At 55.0% G+C, this 26,939-nt stretch carries 14 protein-coding genes; 7 read left to right on the plus strand and 7 right to left on the minus strand.

What is annotated here, in order from left to right; translation table 11 throughout:
* Positions 1 to 109: 109 nt before the first annotated feature.
* Positions 110 to 7,537: a T9SS outer membrane translocon Sov/SprA gene (sov, locus tag NF347_RS07895; RefSeq protein ID WP_161553763.1), complete on the minus strand. Its 7,428-nt coding sequence runs from the start codon at positions 7,535 to 7,537 to the stop codon at positions 110 to 112.
* A gap of 135 nt (positions 7,538 to 7,672) precedes the next feature.
* Between sov and NF347_RS07900 the strand changes: the two genes are divergently transcribed.
* Positions 7,673 to 9,544 (plus strand): TrkH family potassium uptake protein, encoded by a 1,872-nt coding sequence (locus tag NF347_RS07900; RefSeq protein ID WP_107036078.1) that lies wholly within the window; start codon positions 7,673 to 7,675, stop codon positions 9,542 to 9,544.
* A gap of 7 nt (positions 9,545 to 9,551) precedes the next feature.
* On the plus strand, positions 9,552 to 10,247 hold the full coding sequence (locus NF347_RS07905) for a potassium channel family protein (protein WP_274946260.1): 696 nt from the start codon (positions 9,552 to 9,554) through the stop codon (positions 10,245 to 10,247).
* Between the two features lie 581 nt (positions 10,248 to 10,828).
* Here the strand turns inward: NF347_RS07905 and NF347_RS07910 are convergent.
* Both NF347_RS07910 and NF347_RS07915 read right to left on the minus strand, forming a co-directional pair.
* Complete coding sequence (locus tag NF347_RS07910; protein ID WP_274946333.1) at positions 10,829 to 12,664, minus strand: RagB/SusD family nutrient uptake outer membrane protein; 1,836 nt, start codon at positions 12,662 to 12,664, stop codon at positions 10,829 to 10,831.
* Between the two features lie 25 nt (positions 12,665 to 12,689).
* A complete protein-coding gene (locus tag NF347_RS07915; protein ID WP_240604880.1) occupies positions 12,690 to 15,833 on the minus strand; it encodes a SusC/RagA family TonB-linked outer membrane protein in 3,144 nt (1,047 codons plus the stop codon).
* Positions 15,834 to 16,086: 253 nt separating this feature from the next.
* Between NF347_RS07915 and NF347_RS07920 the strand changes: the two genes are divergently transcribed.
* Entirely contained in the window at positions 16,087 to 17,064 is a 978-nt protein-coding gene (locus NF347_RS07920) for an IS110 family RNA-guided transposase (RefSeq protein WP_107033536.1), read from the plus strand.
* A gap of 432 nt (positions 17,065 to 17,496) precedes the next feature.
* Here NF347_RS07920 and NF347_RS07925 read toward each other — a convergent pair whose 3' ends face one another.
* Positions 17,497 to 18,717 carry a 6-bladed beta-propeller gene (locus tag NF347_RS07925; RefSeq protein WP_107036083.1) on the minus strand — a complete coding sequence of 407 codons (1,221 nt, stop codon included), beginning with the start codon at positions 18,715 to 18,717 and terminating at the stop codon, positions 17,497 to 17,499.
* A 192-nt stretch (positions 18,718 to 18,909) separates the two neighbouring features.
* On the opposite strand from NF347_RS07925, the gene NF347_RS07930 reads away from it, so the two are divergent.
* On the plus strand, positions 18,910 to 20,064 hold the full coding sequence (locus NF347_RS07930) for a transposase (protein WP_306254116.1): 1,155 nt from the start codon (positions 18,910 to 18,912) through the stop codon (positions 20,062 to 20,064).
* Positions 20,065 to 20,127: 63 nt separating this feature from the next.
* On the opposite strand, the gene NF347_RS07935 is transcribed toward NF347_RS07930, so the two are convergent.
* The 3 genes from NF347_RS07935 to NF347_RS07945 form a co-directional block, all read right to left on the minus strand.
* Positions 20,128 to 20,880 carry a hypothetical protein gene (locus tag NF347_RS07935; RefSeq protein WP_107036961.1) on the minus strand — a complete coding sequence of 251 codons (753 nt, stop codon included), beginning with the start codon at positions 20,878 to 20,880 and terminating at the stop codon, positions 20,128 to 20,130.
* Entirely contained in the window at positions 20,877 to 21,368 is a 492-nt protein-coding gene (locus NF347_RS07940) for an RNA polymerase sigma factor (RefSeq protein WP_107036962.1), read from the minus strand. The genes NF347_RS07935 and NF347_RS07940 overlap by 4 nt, the downstream gene beginning before the upstream one ends.
* A 178-nt stretch (positions 21,369 to 21,546) precedes the next feature.
* The gene (locus NF347_RS07945; RefSeq protein WP_107036963.1) at positions 21,547 to 22,884 is read right to left on the minus strand and encodes an NADP-specific glutamate dehydrogenase; all 1,338 of its coding nucleotides are present in this window, start codon (positions 22,882 to 22,884) and stop codon (positions 21,547 to 21,549) included.
* A gap of 279 nt (positions 22,885 to 23,163) precedes the next feature.
* Here NF347_RS07945 and NF347_RS07950 point away from each other — a divergent pair, with 279 nt between their 5' ends.
* From NF347_RS07950 to xseA, 3 genes are read left to right on the plus strand one after another with little or no spacing between them, the layout of a single operon-like run.
* Positions 23,164 to 24,936, plus strand: a complete 1,773-nt coding sequence (locus tag NF347_RS07950) for a DEAD/DEAH box helicase (RefSeq protein ID WP_370524017.1) — start codon at positions 23,164 to 23,166, stop codon at positions 24,934 to 24,936.
* A gap of 6 nt (positions 24,937 to 24,942) precedes the next feature.
* A complete protein-coding gene (locus tag NF347_RS07955; protein ID WP_107036965.1) occupies positions 24,943 to 25,590 on the plus strand; it encodes a DUF3256 family protein in 648 nt (215 codons plus the stop codon).
* Complete coding sequence (gene xseA / locus NF347_RS07960; RefSeq protein WP_133165509.1) at positions 25,557 to 26,933, plus strand: exodeoxyribonuclease VII large subunit; 1,377 nt, start codon at positions 25,557 to 25,559, stop codon at positions 26,931 to 26,933. The genes NF347_RS07955 and xseA overlap by 34 nt, the downstream gene beginning before the upstream one ends.
* Positions 26,934 to 26,939 lie beyond the last annotated feature (6 nt).

Below are 26,939 nucleotides of genomic sequence, written 5' to 3' on the forward strand. Positions count from 1 at the left end.
AAAGTTATATCTTTTAATCCGATTACGGAAATAATTCCGTAATAAGAAACCGCTATGACGAAAAAAACATATTTGCGCCATTGATCAGCCAAGCCTTCAAGCCGACAGGTCAGCGCGAAAGATTCAGATTAAACGACAGTCCGAAAGCGCTGTCGGTCACGGGATAGGCATTCGAGCTAACGATCGGCGTATTGACATGGTGCTCGAAGAACATTCCGAGTGTCATACGCCTCGAAAGCACGTAATTGGCAGTCAGATTCACACCGAGAGTGCGTGTGCCGGAGGTAGCCTGTGTATAGGCCGTTTCGATGCGTCGTATAAGAGCCTGATTGGTCTGAAGCGAAAAATCGGCATTGACGGTCAGGTCATTGCTGATGCCCTGTTGCGAGCCTCTGATCTTAAGGACGGTGTTGAAATTGGTGATCTTGTAGCCGACACCCGCTGTCAGCCCCGATGAAGTGGCTTCCACTACCTGTCCGGCAGAGGTGTTGAGCGTCAGCGTGCGCTGGTTGCGCCATTCGGCATTAAACGTCAGATCGTTTTTCAGTGTCACGGCCACACCGATCAGAGGAGCAAACCGCTCGGTGATCGCAACCGACGAAATATTGAAGGGTGATGACGGCACGGGATTGCCGCTCAGTTCGTCGAGTGTAAAGCCGAGACGCTCGCCTTCGACGCTCACCCAGTTGAGATATGAGGAATACGAGCCGACGCTGTAAGTGCACTGATATGCGTGGGTGAGAGTGAATGCCTTGAACAGATCTGACATTTTCGGCAACTTTACAAGGCCGTCGTAGGTCACGCGCCAGTTGGGCATCACCGACGCAAGAGAGGGGAATGGATCAAGATTTTCCCGGCCGGGATCACGTCCGGTATACGCCGCGATGAAAGCAGGCACAAGCACATCACTCGACGTCTGCGACACTCCGCCGTTGGCCGGGTTGTAAGGCATCCCCGCGAGAGCACTTCCATGCATGAATCCCGACGACGGATAATCATGGCGTGCATACGCCTGCTCAAGCCTGGAGGCCACCACAGGTATGGCCTCGATCATGTCGGTGAACGCCTTGGAGGCATATCCGTCGGCGGCTTTCGACGATCGCAGCGATGTGGCTATCGCACAATGGGTCTTGGTGTAAGATCCGGCATAAGTGACAGGCATCCCCGCATACATGAACTGTATCGACGAGGTGCGGTTGTCAGTCCGGTTGCCGATAAGCTGTATTTTCAGGCCGTTGACCGGCTCGAGTGTCAGTTCGAGATTGACCTCCGAAGTGCGCGAGAACACCGCCGGCGACACCTGACCGTCGTCGGTCATCAGCCATCCGCGCGACAGCGCCTTTTCGACATAACTGTCGTCGGTGAATCCGAATGCGAAGTCAAGTCCGGGCGACATGGGTCCGAAACTGCGCGACTGCCCGAACACATTGCCTACATCAGGGATAAACAGCGGCAACGAGAGCGATCGCGAAGAGCGCCATCTGACCGCAGCCGACCGGGGCGACATCAGCAGTCGGGCACCATACTGCGCCAGCTCGTCGAGCCAGCCGTCGCGCTCCTTGCGCAGCTCCACCACCCGGACCTGTATCGTGCGGTCGTCGCGGGTGAGTATCTCGATGGAATTGTCGTCGACCACACGTGTCTGCAGTCTGACAGGTCTGCGTGTGTCGAGATCAAGAGCCGTCAGCTTCACCTTCTTTGTGCGCAGATTGTGCGTCACAATGGTTGATGTGTCGGCGCTGAGCGGATAGTTGCGTTCGAAACGCTTCGGCCGGTCAAGTGTGCGGCGACCTCCGCGCCCGGGGCGTTGAGCCGAGGCTGAAAAGCGCTGGCTGACACGTTTGAGATACGGTATCTTGTTGTACAGTTTATCGAATGCAAGCCTTCCCTCGGCAGTCCACGACCCTTGGTTGGCAATCTTGTTGCCCATAGTCACACCGTCGACCGTGGCGCCGCGGTCCCATCTGTAGGTGGCGTTATATGTAAGCTGTCCGGTCAGAAAATCTATGGCGGGAATCTGGTTGAACGGTGCACGGTAAGCCCCGGTGAAGGTCTGATTGTAGGCCCAGGGGGTGCCAAGGTGCAGAATCGACTGCATGACAGTATCCTTCCACTCCTTATAACGGTCAGGGAACAGACGCCTGTTGACGGCTCCTATAGGCTCGTCGATGCGGGCCGAAGTGTTGGAACTGAATGTCAGCGAGAGCGAGCGCAGCGGACTCCATGCGAGGTTGAGCTGACGGTCCCAGAGAAAATTCTTGCCCACCTGCACCGGAAGCCTCACTCCTGCATCGATCTCGCTGCGGGTCTGTTCCTCATGATAATAACGCGACATGGTGGTCAGAAAGCTTATCTGCGAGGGAAGCCAGTTGAACTCCCAGTCCGATAGAAACTTCATGCTCTTGCGCCGGCCCACCATGCGGGCAAACGGTTTCAGAGGCTTTATACGCGGGGCGTAGCTGTATTGCAACGAACCACGATAGTCGTCGGTATTCTCATATTCGGTGGTCGGATCGGCCTTCGATTGCCTGTTGAACGAAAAATTGACCGTGAAGTTGGCCGGATCCCAAGGCATCGGATTCTTGGAGCGGACACCGAAGTTCAGCCCCGACACGCTGAAGCTGCGCACCGTGGCGCGCTCCACAGCATAGGCTTTGATGGAGTCGCGTTCGTGGCGCGATGAAGCATCGTCGAGAGCGTCATTGAGCAGCACATCGCGGTCAAGCGGATTATATTTCGGAGTGGTGTTTTCTTTCACCACCGAGTAATAGACCGGAGCGCGTAGGGCAAGCTTCGACGGCACGATCTTGCCGACATCGGTCTGCACGGCAAAATTAAACTGTCTGAAATCGTCCATCCGCCGCGAATTCAATCCCTGGTCGACAGCGCCGAAACCGGCCGTTTCGAGCTGGCCTCCGACATCGATTGTAGCTATATCCGAAAGCATCAGATTGGCCACACCTTTGGCCGCCCAGCCGCCTTCGCTGTTGAAATCCGTCACTTTCAACTCATTGACCCACACGGTGCCCTCCTTTACGGCCGGAGATGTATTGCGCACACCGATCATCATCACCCTGACGTCGCTGAGCGACGGATTGCCAAGCACCGACACCGTATTGGCCTCACATTCGGGGTCGTGAACGGAATAGAGCGTGGCATAGCCGACTCCCGGCTCACCGGCTGTCTTGGCTCTGTTGCGGAGCTTCTTCACGTCGACGAATGTCTGCAGGGCTATATCGAGCCTGTTCTGCTCAGGCCACACCTTTTCGCGGTCGGCACGCGTATCGGCATAGTGCCCGTGGGGGGTCAGGCGCAGCGGTATCTCGTATTCGTAGAAATTGTTGCGTATGTCAGTGCCGAGCCTGACAAACAGTGAAAGCTCGCCGTTGCGAAGCGCTGTCGGATCGTCGATCAGCTGTTCGGCGTGAACCCACATCTGGAGGCGGCGGTAGTTGCGCAGATCCTGCATGGTGTTGCGGTAGACGCCCCGGGCATCACCTGCCGCCAGATCGGTGACACGCAGCGACATCGACTGCTCGTTGAGCTGCACGATCTGCTGCTGGGCCGGATCCGACAGACGGCTTACTCCGGGAGGCAACACATAGTTGACGGGAGTACGGCCCGAATTCTCCTCGATATTGACCACCGACACGTCGAGCTGCCCGGAGGCGGGCATGTCGCCTCGCGAATTGAGATTGTAATCGTAGGTGCGCCACTCTCCGCGCACCAGTTCGAGAGTAGCGAAACGCAGATGGGTCGGACGCCGGAAGCCTGTCATAAACATGCGCACGAACCTCACCGTCGACAGATCGCTTATCGAACCGACCACACGCTCGAAGTCGGCCAGCGGTATCTTGAACTGATACCACTCCACCTCGGCATCGGTGCCGTCGCGCAGACTCACGAGCGAGGTCTGCTTGTCGGTGATGTAGTTGGTGCCCACACGCAGATCCTGCGGACGTATCGACACACGATACTGGAAATAGCGCTCATATTCGTTGAGCGTGTTGTCCTGATTGATGTCCTCCACATCGGGCATGTTGCGCGACGACTGATAGAGCGGATCGTCGGCCTCTTCGGGCGAGAGCGAATTGCCCTCCACTCCGTTGTAGCGCTTGTAGCGCTCCAGTATGCCGAGCCGCTGCTCGTCGTAGTCACGTCCACGATAGAAATGATAGTTGTCGCCGGCCGGGTCGTTGAGAGGCGAGAACCGGTCGGCCTCCATGCGCTCGCGGGCCTCGGGCGACAGCCGTCCGCGCAGCTGTTCCACATAGCCGGCGTAAGTGGGAAATTCAAACTCGTCGTCGTTGGGAAGCCCGTCGAGTCCAACGTCCTGTCGCCGGCGCGCTGTAGTGTTGTTGTCAAAGGCGTAGGTGAGCGAGTTCTGATCGCTCACACGTCCCCACGACGTAGTGCGCATAAACCGGTCGTCGCCGTCGGCCGGAATTCCGTTCTCATACGACTTCAGCCCATCCTTGAGTATATCCTCGGATATCTCTCCGAAATTGAAATACAGGTCGCCCCCCTCGGTATTGGGGTTTTCCGGATCGAGAAACGGGTTCATGAGCCAGAACTGCACATACTCGATATTGCTCTGCTCGAAATTCGTGTTGTCGAGACGCCGCATGATGCCGCCCCAGCGTTTTTCGGGCTGCAGCAGCCGCCCCTGATCGTCGATACGCTCCGCGTCAACATTGTAGGGACCGCGCTCTTCGGGATAGAACGACAGATTGAGAGTCTGTATGGTCGACGATTCGCCATAGGTGAGCTGACGGTCGGGGAAAATCTCGCGCGATGTCACCTCGCGCACATAAGGATTTGACTGCTGCTTGAGATCGGCCCGCAGATAGCCCGGACAGAGCGATGAATTGCGCTGGGTGAACATCCGGTCGATATAATACCAGTTGAGAAGCGCGCGGTTCTTGCCATACTCGGGATTGTCTGACAGAGCTGCTTCCGGGAAGAGCGGGTCGGGGCCGTTGTCGTAGGGGGTGGAGGCAAGAAACCACGAGTAGGGCGAGCGCAGGTCGATGCCCGTCTGGCTCGATTCGAAATCGTCGATAAACGAGCTCCCCTTGTCCGATCCGCTCTTCTGCGCCGCAGGCTGCAGCCGCGCCAATTCGCCCTGCAGACTGATACGCGACGGAGCAGTGGCGTCGATCGTGGGCACTTTGTTGAGCAGAGTATTGACCCACGGCAGCTCCGTGGCATAGCCGAAATTCAGTCCGTAGATGGTGTTACTGACCGTTTCGTTGCCTATGTTGACCTTTTCGGTCAATGCCTTTTCGGAATAATGCATCAGCGTGGCTCCCAGATAGAAATCCTTGCTGAACCGATAGGTCATGTCGAGTCCGAGAAGAGTCTTGCGCTGGGTCGAGAAGAGGCTCTGGTTTTCGAGCGTCACCGACACATCCTGCCCAGAATCGATGATGCTCTGATTGGTGATGGTGACTATGCCGAGAGCGTAGTCGACGGTGTAGTCGGTGTTTTCGGTTAGCGTCACTCCACCGGCTGTGACCACCACCGAACCGCGCGGCACATTCATGGCGTCGAGCCTTATCTGCGCCCCGCCGCTGGCACGGTATTCGCCGGTGATCACAAACTTGTTTTTGTCGGCAAACTGGCGCGCCACCACAAGCGTGGAGTCATACAACTCCTGATACACAAACGGCGCGGCGGCCTCCTGACTGCCTATGCGCTCCACAAGATTGCTGCCAAACGGCTCGGCGACAGGAAATATCACCTTGCCGGTCGACGTCTGCACGGTATATCCCTCTATGAAATCGAAAAAACCGTCGGGATTACCCTCCCGGTTGGAGTCGAGCCGGTCGAGTCCCATCAGCTGAAGCAGCGGCGTGGAGCTCAAGCCCGCCACAGGCAGATAGGGGATCTCTATGCCGGTAGTGTCCGACAGATACTTCACCTGCAGTTTGAAATTGTCGGGCTGCACCTGATAGGCGCCGAGCGAATAGACGTTTTTCATCATCAGCCGCCACATGGGAAGCCGCGGATTCTGCGTAGTGCTCTTGAGCATCTTCACGTAGAGGCTCTGGCTCGTGTCGGATATGTCGGCCGAGAATTCGCCCACCTGATACACCTGCCCCTGACATGTGTACTCAAACGCCACGGCGAGCACTTCGTCGGCCGCGAGCTGGCTTTTGAGAGAGATATACCCGAGGGTGGGGTTGAGAGTGTATTCCGACTCCGACAGCAGCCGGGCGCTCTCCACCTTCTCATAGTCGGTGCCGCCCTGTATGCCAAAGACACCCAACGGCGCCAGAGCCTGACTGACCGAACTGATAAACCGTGCGGTGGGATAATCGTTCTTGATGGTCTGCAACAGATTGTTGGCCGTGTTTGACGGCACTGTGGCCGATGGACTGACAGTCCAGTGATCCGAAGCCAGACGGGTTGTTTCGGCGAGATCCATGAAGGCCGTCAGGTTGCGGCTCTGACTGTAGTTGTTGCCTTTGTTGGTGATCCACACCTCTATGCGGGTGATGTTGATGCCTCCACCCACGTATGGCAGCCGCGAGGCGAACTCATCGTAGTGATCGCGGAAATACTGCGCCAGAAAGTAGTGGCGGTTGGCATCATACTCATCGGCATTGAGCGAGAATGCCGTAGTCTGCACTCCGCCGCGGGTGTTGATCGAACGGGTTTCGGAATTCTGCTGCGACACGAGAGCCGTGGCTGTCAGCCGGCCGAACTGCAGCGTCGACTTGATGCCGAACAGAGCCGTGGAGCCTCGTATAAGCGATGACCCGGTGGTCATGCTCACATTACCGGCTTCGATATTGCGCACTATGTCATCCTCCGTGCCCTCATACTGCAGTTTCAGGTTTTTTGAGTCGAAATCAAAAGTAGCGTCGGTATTGTAGTTGAGATTGAACTTCATACGGTCGCCCACCGACGCCGCCACAGTGGCCTGTATCTTCTGGTCGAAGTCGAAGAATGTCTTGCGCCGTGAATTGAGCGACAGAGCCGGATTGTCGGTCTTGGTCGACTTGACGGCCGTGGTGATCTGTACCGAACCGGTGGTGGTCAGCCTCACTCCGCCCGGACCGAAAATTCTGTCGAGCGGCCCGAGATCAAAATTCATGTCGAGAAGATCGAACTGACGGCGCTCACGCCGGCGCACGGAATCATTGTCAACACCCGGACCGCCGTCGAGCATACGGAACCGTTGCCTCCGCTCGTTGCGTTCACGCCAGCGGGCATACTGCGATGGCGTGAGGATAAAAGGAGTGGCTATATCCTTGTCACCAACCCTGGTACGCAATACATAGCAACCGCTTTCGGCATCATATTCGACCGAACTGACCACATTGCGCGGCAATCCGAGATCGGCCGGCAGGGGCGCGCCGAGCAATTCGTCGTAGGTGCGGGGCACTGTGGGCGATACCGGCGATATGGCCAGCGAATCGGCCGGCGAGGCAGCCTGCAAAGGCAACGGCATGCCCGCAGCTGCGGCCAAAAAGACCACTGCCAGTACAAAATATCTGATATATATATATTTAGAATCGTCGACGGCCATTGACATAAGGCATGCGCCTGTATGCGCACACGTGTATATGCCTACTGATAACGATAAATGTTGGATATTTATTGTAACTTTGTCATGCCGGCCGACGTTAACAATTAACGGATCCGACACCACAACTCGCACGAGATGCCATCATTTTCCGACATATTACGGTCATTGTCGCGGCGCTCACGATCGGGGCTGCGGCGGTTCGAGCGCTTCACCCACCGCAGCGCGGCCTCACTGCGCCTTATTGCGTCCATACTCACCGTAACGGCTTTTGTGGCTTCTGCCGCCTGCTTCGCAGGGTTTATCATATACATGGGCTTTGACCTGTCGCAGGCCGACACCGCAAGCCTCCGGCGGATGCTGAGAGCCGCCCAGGCAGTGTTCATACTCCGCGTAGCCTACGGACTGATATTCTTTTTCCGCCCGACATGCCGCCAGACCACCTGGGTGAAATGGATCGTCGACTGCATGATCTTGCTGACGCTGCTCCCATGGATCTATCCCCACCCGGAGCACCCGTGGCTTCCATGGCTTGAGCGGATGCTCTACAGCGAGGCGTTTCTCTACTCCTCACTGGGAGCCTATGCACTCGTGACACTATGCTACGGCATAATCCGCGCCGTAGGCAAACGCACCAACCCGTCGCTGCTGCTGTCGACCAGTTTTCTGATATTCATATTCATCGGCTCGCTGCTGCTGATGCTGCCGAAATCCACCTACGCCGGCATAAGCTATACCGACGCCCTGTTTGTCAGCACGAGCGCCGTGTGCATCACCGGGCTGACACCTGTCGACGTCTACACCAACTTCACCCCCATGGGAGTCACCATTCTGGCCGCCCTGATACAGATAGGCGGCCTGGGAGTAATGACATTCACGAGCTTCTTCGCCATATTTTTCAGCGGCAACGCCTCGATCTATTCCCAGATGCTGCTGCGCGACATGATCTACTCGCGGTCGATGTCGGCTCTCGTGCCCACACTCTTCTATATCCTCGGATTCACCCTGACGGTGGAGGCCATCGGAGCGGTAGCGATATGGCTGAGCGTCACAGGCACACTGGGCATGACGCTTGAAGAGGAGATGGCTTTCGCGGCATTCCATTCGCTGTCGTCGTTCTGCAACGCCGGCTTCTCCACACTGCCGCAAGGCATGTCCAACCCCATGCTGCTCGCCGCCGGCAACAACTCGATCTACTGGGTTACGACGGCTATTGTCGTGGCCGGCAGCATAGGATTCCCGATACTGGTGAATCTGCGCGACGCGGTCGTGTGCCGTATCAGCGAATTACGGGCACGCATGCGTCACCGCGAGCACGAACCGCACAATGTGCACCCCTTCAACATGAACACCAAGATCGTCATCACCACCTTCATGGCTCTGCTTATAGCCGGTGCGGCGGCATTTCTATGGCTTGAATGGGACAATACCCTGGCCGGCATGACACTCTGGCAGAAGATCACTCAGGCAGCCTTCAACTCGGCCACTCCGCGCAGCGCCGGATTCTCGTCTGTCAACCCGGCGTCGTTCCGCGACATAACCCTTGTCGCTGTAATATTCCTGATGTGGGTGGGAGGCGCCGCACAGTCGACAGGCGGAGGCGTGAAGGTCAACACCCTTGCGGCCATTCTGCTCAATCTGCGCGCCATAGTCACCGGACGGCCATACGTCACCGCATTCCAACGCACCATATCGGTCAATTCCATACGACGCGCAAACGCCGTCATAGCCCTCTCGATCATCTCCTACCTCATTTTCTCGCTACTGTTGCTGGGGCTGGAACCGCAGCTGTCCACACGGTCGCTGCTGTTCGAGTCGTGCTCGGCGCTCTTCACCGTAGGATCATCGCTCGGCGCCACTCCCCTCCTCTCCGACGCATCGAAGATACTGCTCTGCGCCGCGATGTTTCTCGGCCGCGTGGGCATCATATCGCTCCTCACCGGCATAGCCGGACGCCAGAAAGCGGCTATACAGCCAAGATATCCATCAGACAACATCATCATAAACTGACCCAGACATGCGCTACCTGATAATCGGACTCGGCATCTATGGAGCCAACCTCGCCATAGACCTCACCAACATGGGACACGAAGTGATCGGAGCCGACAAGAACCCATCGCTTGTCGAATCGATCAAAGACTTCATTTCCACAGCCTATATCATCGACTCTACCGACGAAATGTCGCTCAGTGTGCTCCCGCTTAAAAACGTCGACCTCGTGATTGTGGCCATAGGCGAAAATTTCGGAGCAAGCATCCGCACCGTCGCACTGCTGAAAAAACTCGAAGTGAAGCACATCTTCGCCCGCGCCATCGACAAGCTGCACGAGGCGATACTCGAAGGCTTCCACATAGACCGCATACTCACCCCCGAGCAACGAGCAGCCTCCGATCTCGTCAACGAAATGGGACTTGGCGCTGAAATCGAATCGATGCGCATCGACGACGAACATTATGTGCTGAAATTCCCCGCCCCCGACTTTTTCACAGGATCGCGCTACGACGCGCTCGACCTGCGCAAGACCTACGGAATGGATCTCGTAGCCGTAAGCCGACTTAAAGAGAGCCGCAACCTGCTCGGGGTCAACAGCCGCACACTGCAGCGGATATTTCCCGAAGAAGATCCCGAAATGGAGGTCGAAAAAGGCGACGAACTCGTGTGCATCGGCACAGCCGACTCTTACCGCAAACTCTTTGCCCACGTCAGGTTCTGACCGACACGGTTCTTCAACAGTCCGATTGCTCATAGTTGTATATCAAGCCAATACAGCATGTTATTCAGTCAAGAGGATGCCATCAGGCTATTGGAAGAGAATATCGACTGCAATAATTTTATGTTAAAATACATTAATTGAGTGCTAAAAGTATTGCAATTTACCAAAAAGTGCCTAACTTTGCTCCAGTTTTTCATGGTATTAGATTTAAGGTAAAAAGATTATTCGTCGGGATGACGAGTGATTTTTTTATTTTTATACCCTCCCGATCTATTTAGACTCCCCCAGCATTTGATAGCAACAAGTCCTATAAGACCTATAAATCCTATAAGATCTATGAGTCCTATAAGATCTATTGGTCGTCATATAGGATCATCTTCCACAAACTTTTTTTGCAAAAAAGGTGCCGTGTCATTGACACGGCACCTGATGATCAAGCGGAAGCCTATGCTACTCTCCGCAACCTTAATGTCCAACTAACAAATCGGTCTTGACACTTGATCATTTGACTTTCGTCCGGACTCCCCGGCCTCCGTCAGAGGCCGGGTCGCCGAACGGGTTATAGCATACTTAACGTGAGATTACTCAGCGGAGGGAACATCCCAGCCGTAGTTCTGCACGAGGTTCTTGTTGTACTGCAGCTGCGTCAGAGGTATCGGATAGAGCCAGCGCTTGTCGTTGGTCTTCCACTTGCGGCCTTCTGGATAGATAGGCTCGTTGCCGTAGACCATCAGATATTTGTCACCATTGTAGCTGATCACTTTCAGACCGTTGTCGCCACCGAAGGTGATACCTGTCTGGATCGGCTGTCCGGTTTCTTCGTCAATGTATTCCTCACTGAAATCACCGTCGACAGCAAAGAATGCCTCCTGCTGGGGAGTAACCTTGATGCCGAGGAATGTCAGCGGATTCTCGAGGAGCTTCATGGCATTCCAGCGCTTGAGGTCGTCCATACGGAATCCCTCGTGAGCCAGCTCTACGCGGCGTTCGCGACGGATCTCATAGATCAGCGGCGACACGCTGTAGCCGTAGTCGACCGGAGCGGCGTCAGCCACAGGCGAAGTGGTCAGATGAGCCATGCCTACGCGGTCGCGGAGCTTGTTGACAGTGTTGTCTAGCACGTCCTGAGTGCAGGTGCCGAGCTCGGCGTTGGCTTCGGCGTTGATGAGCAGAGTTTCGGCATAGCGGAAGAGGAACCAGTCGAAAGTACAGCTCTGAGGCTGCTGCTGCTCGTAGTCCGACGAGTGGAATTTCCACGACGAATAACCGGTACATGCACCGTTGGCAGTAGCGAGCAGATCGCGGCGGGGATAGTCCTCGCTGGGATACCAGAGCATAGCGGCATTGCCGATTGTCTGAATCATACGCGGGTCACGGCCGTCGAACTCGTCGGCATAGCTGTCATCGCCCTTATAGCCCGAACCGGCATTGGCGATAGGCAGTCCGTTCTTCATCAGATAGCTCATTGCAAAGTCCTTGCTGAAACCGAGGTTGTTCTTGCCTTCCTGACGACCCACCTCGTTGGTGACGAGATTGATCGTATAGTAGCGGGCGAAGATATTCTCCTTGTTGCCCCAGAGCTGAGTCTGGATGAAGAGGTTGTGGTAGTAGAGCGGATCGCCTGCAGGCTGGGGAGCCTCGGAGGGAGCGTCGACCTTGACGATATCATACTTGCCGGTGTTCATGATGGCCTGCGAAGCGTCGGCGGCCTTCTTAAGAAGGGCGTTGGCGTCGAGTCCTTCGCATCCCTTCATGCACTCCTCATTGGCATTGTGATACTTCACGTATGTGCCGAAATAGAGGCAAACACGGGCGAGCAGCGCGCGGGCGGCGTCCTTGCTCGGACGACCCATCACTTCGTTGCCACCGTCGGGAAGCCACTGGGCTGCAAACTCAAGGTCGGCTATGATATTGGGCACAACTACCGAGCGGGGATCCTGGGTCTTGTAGAGCAGCTCCTCGTCGTTGGTCTGGAGGTCTGATTCATACCAGGGCACATTGCCGAACGTACGGACTTTGGAATAGTATGCCAGGGCGCGGATCATGCGCACCTCAGCGACATACTTGTTGATGTCGGCCTCGTTGCCCTCTACGCGCTGATAGCGGTTGAGGAAGTAGTTGCACTGGCGGATTGTCGACCAGTCGTTGTAGCTCCAGCCGCTGGCGTTGGCCGTCACGTATGTGTCGAAGAGATACGAACTGATGGTTGCGGGCACCATGTTGTCGCTCTCGCTGTCGCCGGTCGACGATGCGCCGCCGAAGTTTCCGAACAGACCGGTAGCGTAAAGCTCGAGGTCATCGACCGTGTTCCAGAATGTAGGATCGGAGAACCCTTCCAGCGGCTTCAGGTCTGTGTAGTCGCAGGCCTGAAGCAGACCACAGGCCACGACTGCCGATGCGATATATTTCAATTTCATATATTCAGAGTTTTTACGGGATTGATTAAAGTGTAAGGTTAAGACCTATTGTAAACTTGCGCTGAAGCGGGTAGGTCATGTTGCCGAGGGTCTCGGGGTCTACACACTTCTCCATCGGGGTGATGGTCAGGAGGTTCTCACCCTGCACATAGAGGCGCAGACGCTCGATTCCCACCTTCGAAGTGACCTTGACCGGGATAGTATAGCCGAGCATCACGCTCTTCAGACGGCCGTAGCTTGCATCCTGCAGATAGCGGGTCGAAGTCTGACGGCTTGCACCGTTCTTGCCACCGTTGTGCGAGAGCAGGGGGAAGAATGCACCGGTGTTCTCGGGCGTCCAGGTGTTGTTGGCTGTATGCTTCTGAGGTACTGACCACTCATTGCTGAAAGCCCAGTAGTCGTCGCCGCCGAACCAGTAGTCGCGCTTGCCGGTACCCTGCCAGAACATATCGAAGTCAAATCCTTTCCACTCGGCACCTACAGTGATACCGAACTGATAGCGCGGAGTGCTGTTGCCGATGATGTGGCGGTCGCCTGGGTTGTCGACAGTGTTGTCGCCATAGCCTATGATGCCGTCGCCGTTGCGGTCAACATATTTGGTCATACCGGGTTCCCATGTTCCACCCCAGATCTGGCTCTGGCTCGGGCTTGAAGCCACCTCTTCGGCAGTCTGGAAAAGACCGTTGGAGTCATAGCCCCAGATTTCGCCAATCTTCTGGCCTACGTAGTACGAACCGAGGTTCTTGTCGGGATTGTCAAACTTGGTGATCTCGGCCTGATAGTCGGAGAGCGAAACACGGCCATAGTAGTTTAGGCCTATGGAGTTCACGCGGTCGTTCCAGCGGAGGGCGAGCTCCCAACCGGTTGTACGGAGGTCGGCTGCGTTGGCCTGCGGAACGTTCGTGCCGAGCACGCCGGGGAGAGGATTCTGCCCTGTGAGCATGCCCTTGGTGTCGCGCTGATACCAGTCGAATTCGGCTGTCAGACGGTTGCCGAGGAATGCAGCGTCAAAACCGAGGTCGAGCTGATCAACCTTCTCCCATGTCAGAGTAGCGCTGACAAGACCCGGAGCCTGAACCACCAGCGGACGGTTGTTGTAGCCGCCTACGATATATCCGAGAGTACCGGAGTTCATGTTGGCGATATAGGGGAAGTTGGATCCCACGGCCTGGTTGCCCAGACGTCCGTAAGAAGCACGGATCTTCATGTTGTTCCACCAGCCACGCATGCCTTCCCAGAAGCTTTCTTCAGAGATACGCCAGCCGATCGATCCCGAGGGGAAGAAACCATAGCGGTCACCGCTGGGGAATTTCGACGAGCCGTCGTAGCGCCATACAAATTCAGCAAGGTATTTGCCCTGATAATTGTAGTTGAGACGTCCGAACCAGCTGTTGATCGACCACTGTGTGGCTGAAGAGCTCATGCTGCGGTCGCCGCTGGCCTGGTTGAACTGGTTGGAGTTGCCGCTAAGAAGATCATTGCGCTGTGCGCTGAACGAGCCGTTGACCTTCTTTTCCTGGTTGTAACCGGTCATGATGGTGAAGTTGTGGCTTCCACCGAGTGTCCAGTCATACTGCGCGAAGGCGTTGAATGCCTGATAGTAGTCGTTGGCCGAATACTTGTAGATGTAAGTCGGACGACTGGTCCAGGGATAGTCGGCCAGAGGCTCGCCATCGACACCATACTCCATAAACGCGGTGTTGCGCGAAGTCTGGTTGGAAGTGTAGGCGTTCCAGGTGTAGTCGGCCTGCACGAAGAGATTCTTTATAGGAGTCAGCTTAACAACGCCTGTCATCCAGAGGTCATTGTTCTGAGTCTTGGAGTTACCGCCCTCGGCAGCCACGGCCACGGGGTTGGTAAAGCTGCCCTGTCCGGCCCAGTTACCGTCGGGGTGCTTGACAGGCATGAACGGACGAAGGTCGTTCTTGAACATACCTGACATGCTTGTCACGCCCGAGTTGCCCGATCCGGTGGGGTGGGTCTGGGTGACGTAGGCATTGCTGATCTTACCGCCCACAGTCAGCCAGTTGTTGATCTTGGTCTCGACGTTGATCGATGCGTTGTAGCGCTTGAAGTTTTCGTCGGCGCCGCGGCGGTTGGTTCCCTGGTCGGTCATAGCCAGCGAAGCGTAGTAGGTAGTCTTGTCTGTACCGCCGTTGATGCTGAGGTTGTAGAGCTGTGAGAACGAAGTCTTGTAGAGAGCGTCCCACCAGTCGGTGTTGCCGCAATACTCATACTTGTTTGATCCGGGGACGGTGAATACCGGCGAATCGTAGCGGCCGTAGAAGTAATCTTCAACATACTGGTTCACGAGATCGTTGAAGTAGTTCGAGCCACGGTCGTTCTGTGCGGCTCCGTTCATCATCTGGAGATACTGGAGCGAGTTGACCTTATGGAACTCCATGGCAGCCTGCGACCAGTAGCCCGACGCACCGAAGCTGATGGTCGGCTTCTCGTTGGCACGACCCTTCTTGGTGGTGATGAGGATCACACCGTAGGCAGCGCGCGCACCATAGATGGCAGCCGAAGCTGCGTCCTTAAGCACGGTCACCGACTCGATGTCGTTGGGGTTGACGAGGTTGGCATCCATCTGCACGTTGTCGACAAGCACCAGCGGGCTACCGCCGTTGAGCGAGGTAGTACCGCGGACGTTGAACGACGATGTGGCACCGGGAGCGCCACCGTTGTTGGCCGATACGTTAAGGTTACCGATCACACCCTGCAGACCCTGACCGATATTGGTGATCGGACGATCCTTGAGCACGTCGCCATTGACCGTGGCGACAGCACCGGTAAGATTCACTTTCTTCTGGATACCGTAGCCGACGACTACTACTTCGTCGAGCTGGTTGCCTTCGTCGGACAGCACCACCGACAGAGGCTGGCCGTCCCATTTCACGTTAACTGTGGTGTAGCCCACACTGGATATACGCAGAGTAGCACCTTTATTAACACCTGTGAGCGAGAACCGGCCGTCGATATCGGTCGATGTTCCCTTGTTCGTACCAATGACAAACACCGAAGCTCCGACCATCGGTTCACCCGTTGAGTCGGTCACGGTGCCGGTACAGGTCCCATTTGTCTGGGACACGCCGGCTGCCTCCTGAGCGTAGACAGCCTGATAGCAGCCTCCTGCACTGAGAAGGCATGCCAGCATTACTTTTGTCAACTGTTTTGGCATAAGATTTATATTAGAGGTCGTACATTTGTACGGTTAAATGTTTTTGAATAAATTTATCTTCAAATATCAGGCATCACAAGCATGGAACAAGGCAGATTAGGGGGTGGCAAAACCCGTGACTAACGTTCAGTCCCCATGCTTTTACATCTAAAGACTGGATAGTTCGTTGGGGCGGTATGACTGACCCCGTGTTTGCGACGAGAGTGCAAAAGATGTAGTTCCTGACAAAAGATTTGATAACATGACATACATAGGCATCGACATCAGCAAAGCGACGTTTGTAGCTGCTTTTCCTCATGGAAAGGGCTACCGTACCGAGACCTTCCAAAACAACGCGAAAGGCATCCGCAAGTTCATCTCGAAGCTTGACCATGCTATCCACCACTGCGTGATGGAGGCGACAGGCAACTACTGCTTCCTTCTTCTTTATCTTCTTGACAAGACCGGCATACGGGCAAGCCTCATAAATCCGAAGAAGATAAAAAACTATTCCCGCGTAATGATGTCGGTTACCAAAACAGACTCCAAAGATGCCTGTCTCATTGCCGATTTCGGGGAGAGATTCAAGCCGGAACCATATAAGTTCCCGTCCGAACAGATAATGCTTCTGAAACAGAAGAAAACAGTCCTGCGTCAACTTCAGAAGCAACTGACAGCGACAAAGAATCTTCTTTCATCACTTGAGCCTCTGCCGGTTAAGGATAAGAAATGTCTGAACTCATTGAAACAGACCATAACCTTCCTTGAAAAGCAGATCAAGTACATGCAGCAGGAAATGGAGACGGTCGTAACCGATGTGTTTGACAAGCAGCTTAAACTCCTTACCTCTATAAAGGGTATCGGAGTCACACTTGCCACTGCGCTGATTATAGCTACCGGAGGCTTTACCTACTTTGAAAATGCCAAGCAGTTGTCCCGCTTTATCGGTATCTGCCCCACGATAGAGCAGTCCGGCACAAGCATCAATATCCGTGGACATATCAACCGTAACGGTGACGAGACTCTGCGTTCGATGCTTTATGTGGCGGCATGGTCAGCAAGTCAGCACAACAAGGCGTGCAAGGAATGCTACCAGCGTTTGCGGGGCAAAGGAAAATCAGGCAAAGTAGCCATGATTGCTGTGGCAAATAAACTCGTTAGACAGGCTTTTGCTGTTGTGACATCCAATAAGTCATATATCGACGGCTTCGTCTCTACGAAACCTGATTCCGCCCTCTAAACTATTCCTCTCTCCTTCTGGCTAGGGGATGCCCGAGCGGCGGGGGCGGCCTAAACCGCCCCCAAGAGCGGACTGCGGCAAGACCATTCTCAAATAATCTAAGGTGGATGTAATTTTTGCCTCATTTTATTTGGTTTTTAATATAGTTCGTCGTTAGGGTTATAATCTGAACTCATTCGCGGCCTCTGCCGCTGGTATTTACACTGTCGCTCCGTTATGGTGCACTAATGTTTTGTTCACCAATTTTTGTCAAATTTACAACACATATCCGAAAACTCAGTTAACTTTTTATAACTACCCCCCCCTATTTAATTTTTTTTAACACAAAATGCCAGTACTCGTTCTGACCCCAGACGGCCATAAAAAAAGGGTGAGCCGCCGCCATAATGGCTACGACTCACCGCGTTACACTGACCGGTCAGCTACCGGCCGTCACTTCCAGCGCCCGAATATGACGATGTTGTTGTCGTCTTCGTCGAGCGTGGCCTGAAAATCCTTGAGTTTTTTCAGCTCATCGCCGGAAATATCATATTGCTCGATACTCTTGTCGATCCACGACGAAAGACCACCAGGGCTCGAATTCATTACAAAATAACCGGGGCTTTTGGAGAATGCCCAACCGCTGTCCCAGCGCACTTCGCCGATGCAGTCGACCATAATATTGCAATACGCTCCGCGCAGGCTGACCGGATCGACAAGCATCGGAGTCTGCGACGGAATGACGTAACTGTTGTCGTTGACAGCCTGCGGCTCTCCGAAGCTGAGGAAGAGATACATGCCTCCGAGGCGGTCATACTTGTGCATCAGACCCTCCTTTATGCCTGCCGTAAATACAGGCCGCAGCGTCCGGCCGTCGTATCCGTAGAGCGAATCGGCTGCGGCATCGATGCGAAACATCGCATAGCTGAATCCCTCGGCACGGCTGCCTATGTCACTGTAAAGTTCGCTGCTGAAATCCATAGGCATCTCCAGCCATGGCATGGACACCGACGACAGAATGTTGCCGTCGAAATCCTGTTCCCACACCTCGTCGCGGGATTTAGAGCCGTCGAAACAGATCGACACAGCCGTGATGCGCTGCCGCTTCGTGTCGACTCTCACCGCGCCCTTAGGCATCTGGCGCGCAAGAGGGATGTCGCCGGCAAAGGTTCCGTCGGAATTATAGCTCATCAGCTTTGTGGCGTTATACTGCACCATATATATACGTCCGGCATCGGCATCTACATAGAAATCGTAGGGCGCGATGGAATACTCTCCGGGTCCATTGCCTTTGGCGCCGATCTGACCCAGGTATTTGCCCTCGAAATCAAACTGCTTCACGACGCCATCGCTGTAGACAATGATACGCTCACCCGTGATCCAGGTCTGCCCCGCCCCGACAAGAGCATCGTCGGAGTTTTCAAGTCTTACGATCTTCAGGTCATCGGCAAGATCCGACAGTTTCAGCGTCACCTTCTCGCCCGCCTTGCCGGGATCAGCCACCACGATAGAACCTCCATCGGGCAATTGCACACGCTCGGCTACGACCGGCAACTGATCGAAAGCCGCCAGCGACGACGCACCGCCCGCCGCATTGTCGTTTTTCGCTCCACATGCAGCCGTCAGAGCCGTCAGCATCAGCCCGACGACCGGCTGCACCACATTTCTTTTCATGTCTGTATAAATTCAATGATTCGGTAAAAATTACCGAAGTAGTTGAAAGTTAAGTTAATATATCGAATTGTCAAATACAAACGAATCGCCAAAGCGTTCATTATAAAAACATTAAACAATATGAACGTATTGGCGATTCTCAAAGACTTCACCTTTCAGTGTAAGTCGGTATTTGAAAATACTACAACCAAGATGAGCAAAAGGTTCCTCAACTGGCTGATTTTAACAATACGCACTGTAGCGTTGATTCCGGGCAAAGTCAATTTTACCCGGCTGTCGCGCTATGGCGGTCGTACTGCCAAGACCTTTGCCTCCAATTTCAAGACACCCGTAGACTGGATGAAAGTCAACATAGGTATGGCGCAGGATTGTTTTGGACCGTCCGATGACATGGCAGTGGCAATCGATCCGTCGTTCATTTCAAAGTCAGGCAGCCTTACATATGGCATAGGCCGATTCTGGTCAGGGGTGGCACAACGTGTAAAACGCGGTCTGGAGATAATGGCGATCGGGGCAATAAGTCTGAGTAAACATACATGTGTGATGCTCGGTGCTGTCCAGTCCCCGGACTTCAGGACTCTTGAATCTGAGAAACAAATGTCAATGCTTGACTGGTATGTGGCACTTGTCAGGTCAAAGGCGGCAGAGCTGCTCTCACTGACGGATATTCTGGTTGCCGATGCCTTTTTCTCCAAATATGAGTTTGTAAATAAAGTGATTGGCATGGGATTCCGGTTTGTCGGGAGATTACGTGCCAATTCATATCTGAGGTATCTGGCCATACCGGATTCCTCCGCCCCGCGAAGACGCGGCAGAAAGAAAAAGTATGGAGAGAAAGTGGATTTCTCAACTCTTGATATGTCCGTGTTCACTTCATTCATATATGAGGATTCCAAAGGAATCAAAACCCGATGTCACACGGCGGTCGTACATTCGAGGGCATTGAAACGCGACATCCGTATCGTGGTCTGTCCGGTTGAAAACGGAGAGCCTCTTCTTTACTTCTCTACCGACACCAATATGAGACCTGAAAAGATCATCGGTTTCTACCGCACCCGCTTTCAGATTGAGTTCGGCATACGCGATGCCAAACAGTTTACAGGACTCCAGTCGCAACAGACACGCGACAAAGACCGGCTTGACTTCGCATTCAATCTTTCCTTCACTGCACTTAATGTCTGCAAAGAGGTCATAAGGAAGGATTATCCGGATCTTTCAGTAGCGCAGTTCAAACGGCTTATGTTTGAATCTTATCTCGCCTCAACAATTATTTCGACTTGCGGAAAATCTCCGCATCTCAAAATAATTAAGAGAATAAATCATCGGTTGGCTCAGTTAGCGGCTTAGCCAAGGCTGAAAAACCTCAAATTTTACCGAATCATTGTAAATTTAATATTAGGTATTGATCTATCAGTCGAAATATTCGATCGAGGTGGTTTCCAGCATCATCAGATGAGGTTTTCTCGACATATCGGATATTCTGAAACACGTCAGCCTGCCTCCATAGTCGGAAAACTTGGCGACGAAGCCTACAGTGCCATCCTTCATCCATCCGTTCACAGTAGTGGCATTGCCTTCACGGTCCACAACCATCCGACGATCGAACATTTCGAGGAACTTCCTGCTGTCGTAGCAGAAAATCACCGACATGCCGCGCAAAAAATCAGCAGGCACCGACGATTCGAGTTTCTGACCATCGAAAAAAACTTCTCCTTCGGGCAATATCCTGATGAAGTGCTGTTGACCTTGTACAACCCAGTCCAATGTTATGCCGGCATTCACCGAATCCGAATAATAGTTCATCACCACAGGGGTCATCTCTCCGTCGGGCGACAGCCTGAACGGCCTGATGTGTGTGGATGGGAGCATCCTTGCCTGCAATTCGATGCGACACCCCTTGGATGAACGCAGTTTCTCTATACCGAGCTCCATGGTCTTTTCGGCGGCCACGGTAGTGTCGGGACGCGAAAGAAGCAATCCGATACCGACGCCTATCACCAACACCGCCGCCACACGTCCCACATGATGCAGCAAACGCGCCAGACGGTTACGGCGATGTCGCGGCATCACAAACTTCATCCGCGTCACGGGTGCATGCTTCGGAGTCAAAGCCTCGATCAGACGGCCGTAATCCCTCTCATTTTGGTCGGTGGAGTGGTTCATAACACATCGTATTTTAATCTTAACAACTCAAGCCCTTGATAATAGCGGCGTTTTGCGGTGGCGGCCGACACACCAAGGACTTCGGCTATATTGTCGAACGTCATCGAACCATAGATCCTGAGCCTTATGACCTCGCTGCACGTTTCGGGCAAGCCCGACAGCATGATGCTGACACGCTGGAACTCATCTTCGAAACAGGCCGACGGCTCGGAAATCAGCCGCTCAACTTCAGGCGAGTCGAGCGACAGACATCTGACGCTACGGGCATTAGACACACAGGCGTTGAACAGCGACCTATAGACATAGCCGGGCATATTGCCCACCGGACAAGAGGCGTCGTAGCCCTCGGCCATGCGCAGATATACATCGTGGAGTATATCCTCGGCATCGGCCGCGCTCCCGACATGGTAGCACACATAGCGGAAAAGCTGCTGCTTGTGCGATTCCATATAATCGGTCAGTTGTCGTATGAATTTGTGCCTGTCCATGCTGTATAATAAGAGTCAACCGCAACCACATTAGTCCGCATTCCGATGCATTTAACTCTTTTTTAACACACCACGGCGCATATACCGATCGAAAACAGAGATCCGGCAGCACACTCCACCATGCGAGGCGGCGATGTGCGGCCGGATCTTATTCTTATTGCCGTGCAGGGGTTACGCGTCAGAGAATACCCTGAGCCATCATGGCACGCGCCACCTTCATGAAGCCGGCCACGTTGGCACCCTTGACATAGTTGACAAATCCGTCGGACTCCTTGCCGAACAGCTCGCACTGATGATGTATGTCGGCCATGATCTGGCGGAGCTTTGAGTCGACCTCCTCGGCGCTCCACGAGAGCTTCTGGGAGTTCTGGGCCATTTCCAGACCGCTCACCGACACTCCGCCGGCATTGGCGGCCTTGCCCGGAGCATAAAGTATGCGTGCGGCAAGGAACTCCTTGATAGCGTCGGGGGTCGAAGGCATGTTGGCGCCTTCGCTGACAGCGATCACACCCTGCTTGAGGAGCGCGCGGGCGTCGTCGCCGTCAAGCTCGTTCTGCGTGGCCGAGGGCATTGCGATGTCGCAGTCGACAATCTGCCAGGGGCGCTCTCCGGGATGATACGGCAGTTCGTACTCCTCGGCGAACTCTCTGATGCGTCCGCGATAGATGTTCTTCAGACGGAACACATAGTCCATCTGCTCCTGGGTCAGTCCGTCGGGGATAACCACTGTGCCGTCGGAATCGCTAAGGCTCACCACCTTGGCGCCAAGCGATATGAGCTTCTCGGCGGTGTACGTAGCCACATTACCCGATCCGGATATAGCCACACGCTTGCCAGCTATGTCGATACCACGCGTCTGCAGCATATTGAGCAGGAAGTAGACATTGCCGTAGCCTGTAGCCTCGGGACGTATCAGCGAACCGCCGAATTCACGACCCTTGCCCGTGAAGGTACCGGTATTCTCGCGAGCCATCTTCTTGTACATGCCATACATATAGCCTACCTCGCGGCCACCTACGCCGATATCTCCGGCGGGCACGTCGGTGTCCGCTCCGATCTGTCGCCACAGCTCCTGGATAAAGGCCTGACAGAAGCGCATCACCTCCATGTCGCTCTTGCCTCTGGGCGAGAAGTCGGAGCCACCCTTTGCGCCACCCATGGCGAGGGTGGTCAGCGAGTTCTTGAAAGTCTGCTCGAAGGCGAGAAACTTCAGTATCGACTGGTTGACCGACGAGTGGAAACGTATGCCACCCTTGTACGGGCCTATGGCGTTATTGTGCTGGATGCGCCATCCCATGTTGTTGCGCACCTGGCCTTTGTCGTCGACCCAGCTGACACGGAAGGAGAATATCCGGTCGGGGATGCAGAGGCGTTCAATGAGATTGTAGCGCTCAAACTCGGGATACTCGTTGTAGGTATCCTCGATGGTGGTGATCACCTCCTCCACCGCCTGGATATACTCCGGCTCGTTGGGGAAGCGACGCTTGAGATCGGCGAGTACTTCTGTTGCTTTCATTCTGTTAGATTAAACGTTGGAAAAACCAACTTTTGTTAAGTAATATGTGTAAATCCGACAGCAAATGTAAAGCATTTTTACCAACCGCGCAAGAAAAAGCGGCAAAAATGCATTTTCATGCACGATTTTTTCCATCGAAGCATGAAATCGTCATCTATCCGACCGTCGGACATGGTCGCAGGGGTCGCATTTACATCGCAAAATCATTATACCGATTAAATTGTTATAGGGTTGAAGTATTTTTATTACCTTTGTAACTTCATTATATTTCAATAAATCATGACATTTGAAGAATTGGGCGTCAACGAGAACCTCCGCCGCGCCATCGAAGAACTGGGTTTTGAATCACCGATGCCGGTGCAGGAGAAAGTCATACCGCATCTGCTCGGCGAAGGCGCCGAGGGCGATGTGGTGGCTCTCGCACAGACCGGTACCGGAAAGACTGCCGCATTCGGCCTCCCGGTGCTTCAGCGCATCGACCCCGAGATGCGGAGGCCTCAGGCGCTCATCCTTTCCCCCACCCGCGAACTATGCCTGCAGATCGGCTCTGATCTGGCCGACTTTTCAAAGTATATGCCGCAGATCAAGGTGCTCCCCGTCTATGGCGGCTCATCGATCGAGAGCCAGATACGCTCTCTGAAAAACGGAGTGCAGATCATCGTGGCCACTCCCGGACGACTGATCGACCTTATAAAGCGCGGAGTGGTGGATCTGAGCGGAGTGCACACAGTGGTGCTCGACGAGGCCGACGAGATGCTCAATATGGGTTTTCTCGACTCCATCGACGAGATACTCTCATGCGTTCCGGCCGACCGCAAGATGCTGATGTTCTCGGCCACAATGCCCAACGAGATAGCCCGCATAGCCCGCAAATACATGCATGAGCCCACGGAGTTCGTGATAGGCAACCGCAACGAAGGATCGGCCAATGTGAAGCATATCTACTACATGGTCAACGCCAAGGACAAATACCTCGCTCTTAAACGCATAGCCGACAACTCGCCCAACATCTACGCCATCATATTCTGCCGCACACGACGCGATACGCAGGAGATTGCCGACAAACTGATAGCCGACGGCTACAACGCCGAAGCGCTCCACGGCGACCTGTCGCAACAGCAGCGCGACATAGTGATGCGCAAATTCCGCGACGGAGTGGTATCGCTGCTCGTGGCCACCGACGTGGCCGCCCGCGGACTCGACGTAGACGATCTGACCCATGTGATCAACTACGGACTGCCCGACGATCCGGCCGTGTACACCCATCGCTCCGGCCGCACGGGACGCGCCGGCAAGACCGGAGTGTCGATAGCCATCATACACTCGCGCGAGAAAGGCAAACTGCGCGAGATCGAGAAGAAGATCGGCAAGAGATTCGAGCGCAAGGAGGTGCCTACGCCTGAGCACATCATCGAAAAGCAGCTCTACAATCTGGCCGACCGGATAGAGAAGGTGAAGGTCGACGACGAAGAGATCGACAAATATCTGCCCGGGGTGAGCCGCAAGCTCGGATGGCTTTCGCAGGAAGACCTGCTGAAGAGAGTGCTTTCGCTCGAATTCAACCGTCTGCTCGACTACTACCGCGACGCGCCCGTGATAGACTTCATCGACGAGAAGCCCCGCCGCGAGAAACCCGAACGCCCTAAAAACGACCAGGACAAGGACCGGCGCACGGCTCAGCGCGGCATGGCACGCATTTATGTCAACGCAGGCAAGGCCGACGGCTTTTTTGCCGGCAACCTCATCGATATGCTCAACCATACGGTGGAGGGCAAGCGTGTCGACGTGGGACGCATAGACCTGATGCCGGGATATTCGCTTTTTGACGTGCCCAAGGCCGACGCCCGACGGGTGGTGGGCGCGCTCTCCGGAGCAGAATACGCCGGAAAACGCATCTACAGCGAGATAGCCGATCCCGACAAGGACTACGCCCGCGCATCGGCCCGTAAGAAACGCGGAGCCGTGGCTGAAGAGAAGCCCGAAACCACCTACGAATATTTCCTCAAGAAAAACCGCGGGGGCACCAAGAAAAGCTCCCGGAAGAAAAAATAACGACCTATGAAGATCCTACGCACCGTAACGCTCATGGCCGCTTTGGCCGCAGCCGCCGCGGGAGCATCCGCACAGTCGCCGCTGACTGCCTCCAAGGTCTTTGTCGAAGCTCCGCGACAGGTGTTCCCGCTGCTCGACCGCAACGCCAGACTCGACATGATCGATTACTTCGAAAACGGCATGACCAACACCACCGCCAACGCCATGCAGGGACAGTCGGCCGTGACGGCCATCAGTCCGTTGAGCCTCAGCGTTAAAATGACCGATTCTTCGAGCTACGAGCTTGACCTGCTGCCAACGGCCAAAGGCGACACGCTGGTGATGCTTATATCGACAGTGGCCACACCGGCTCCCGACAGCAAAATAAGCATCAGAAGCTCCGACTGGCGGACCGATATGACAGCATCGGCATTCACTCGTCCGACACTCGACCAGTGGCTCACCGACAAGGGGCGCGACAACAAGGTAGAAGTGGAGGCGTTCGTGCCGTTCCTGCTGATCAGCTACTCCTACGACCCTTCATCGGCGGTGTTGAAACTGACCAACAACACCCGCCAGTTTCTGTCGTCGGACATATATGAGACCGTGGCGCCATATCTGCTGGGCGAGAAAAGCTACAGGTGGAACGGAAAAAAATTCACGCCGCTGAAATGATCCTCGACGCAGCCGTTCCCGTATCGGAAGATAGAGCCATCAGCCTGGGCGCGCTTACAGCCTGCATAGCCGGAAGATTGGCCACACCCGAACTGCGCGACGTATGGACCGTGGCGGAAGCCTCCGACATGCGCACCTCCGGCGGCCACTGCTATCTGGAGCTGATAGAAAAAAACGAAGCGACAGGAGCCGTCACAGCCCGCCTCAGAGCGATAATCTGGGCCTCGCAGTTCAACTGCCTGCAAATGAAATTCGCGGCCGTCACCGGACAGCGCATGTCGACAGGCATGAAGCTGCTCGTGCGCGGAACAGTCAATTTTCATAGCGCCTACGGCATGTCGCTGGTGATCACCGACGTCGATCCTTCCTTTACGGTAGGCGACGTGGAGCGGCGCCGGCGCGAGATACTGCAGCGGCTGACACGCGAAGGGATAGCCGAGATGAACAAACGGCTGCCATGGCCTGTTCCGGCGCTGCGCATAGCCGTGATTTCCGCTCCGGGAGCGGCCGGCTACGGCGACTTCATGCATCAGCTCTACGCCAACCCACAGCGTCTGCGATTCAGAGTCAGACTGTTTGAGGCCGTGATGCAGGGCGAACACACCACCGCCTCGGTGATCAACGCCCTCGAACGCATAGCCTCTGACGATGACGAATGGGACTGCGTGGTGATAATCCGCGGCGGCGGAGCCACCAGTGACCTGATATCATTTGACAGCTACGAACTGGCCTCCAACGTGGCTCAGTTCCCGCTGCCGGTGATAGTGGGGATAGGTCACGAACGCGACGTCACCGTGCTCGACTATGTGGCCGCCATGCGGGTAAAGACCCCGACAGCGGCAGCCGAATGGCTCGTCGGCCAGGCACAGACCCTGCTCGACGGATTGAGACGCACCGCCGCCGACATACTCCAGACCGTCACCGACCGCATAGGCGGATGCCGCACTCAGCTCGCCTACATAGAGGGACAACTGCCCCATGCCCCCAAGGCCGCCATCGAACGCGCCAACGCGATGATCGGCGCCAGAGCCATGCAGCTGTCGGGCGCAGCCACCGCCCGCACCGCGCCAGAACGCGCCCGCCTCACCGCCAAAGGCGAGAATATCGCTACTGCGGCCTGTGCAGCGATGGAACGCAGCCGTCAAAGACTCGACTCCACCGGCGCCCTGCTCGATGCCCTGTCGCCAATGGCCACGCTCAGACGCGGATATTCGATAACACGCATTGACGGACATGCCGTAAAATCGGTCGGACAGATGCCTGACGGCACAGTCATCGAAACGATCGTTGCCGACGGACGGGTAGTATCTACCGTCGGCGCCGACAACAATCATAATCAATAACAGCAA

The organism is Paramuribaculum intestinale (assembly GCF_030759015.1).
Taxonomy (GTDB): domain Bacteria; phylum Bacteroidota; class Bacteroidia; order Bacteroidales; family Muribaculaceae; genus Paramuribaculum; species Paramuribaculum intestinale.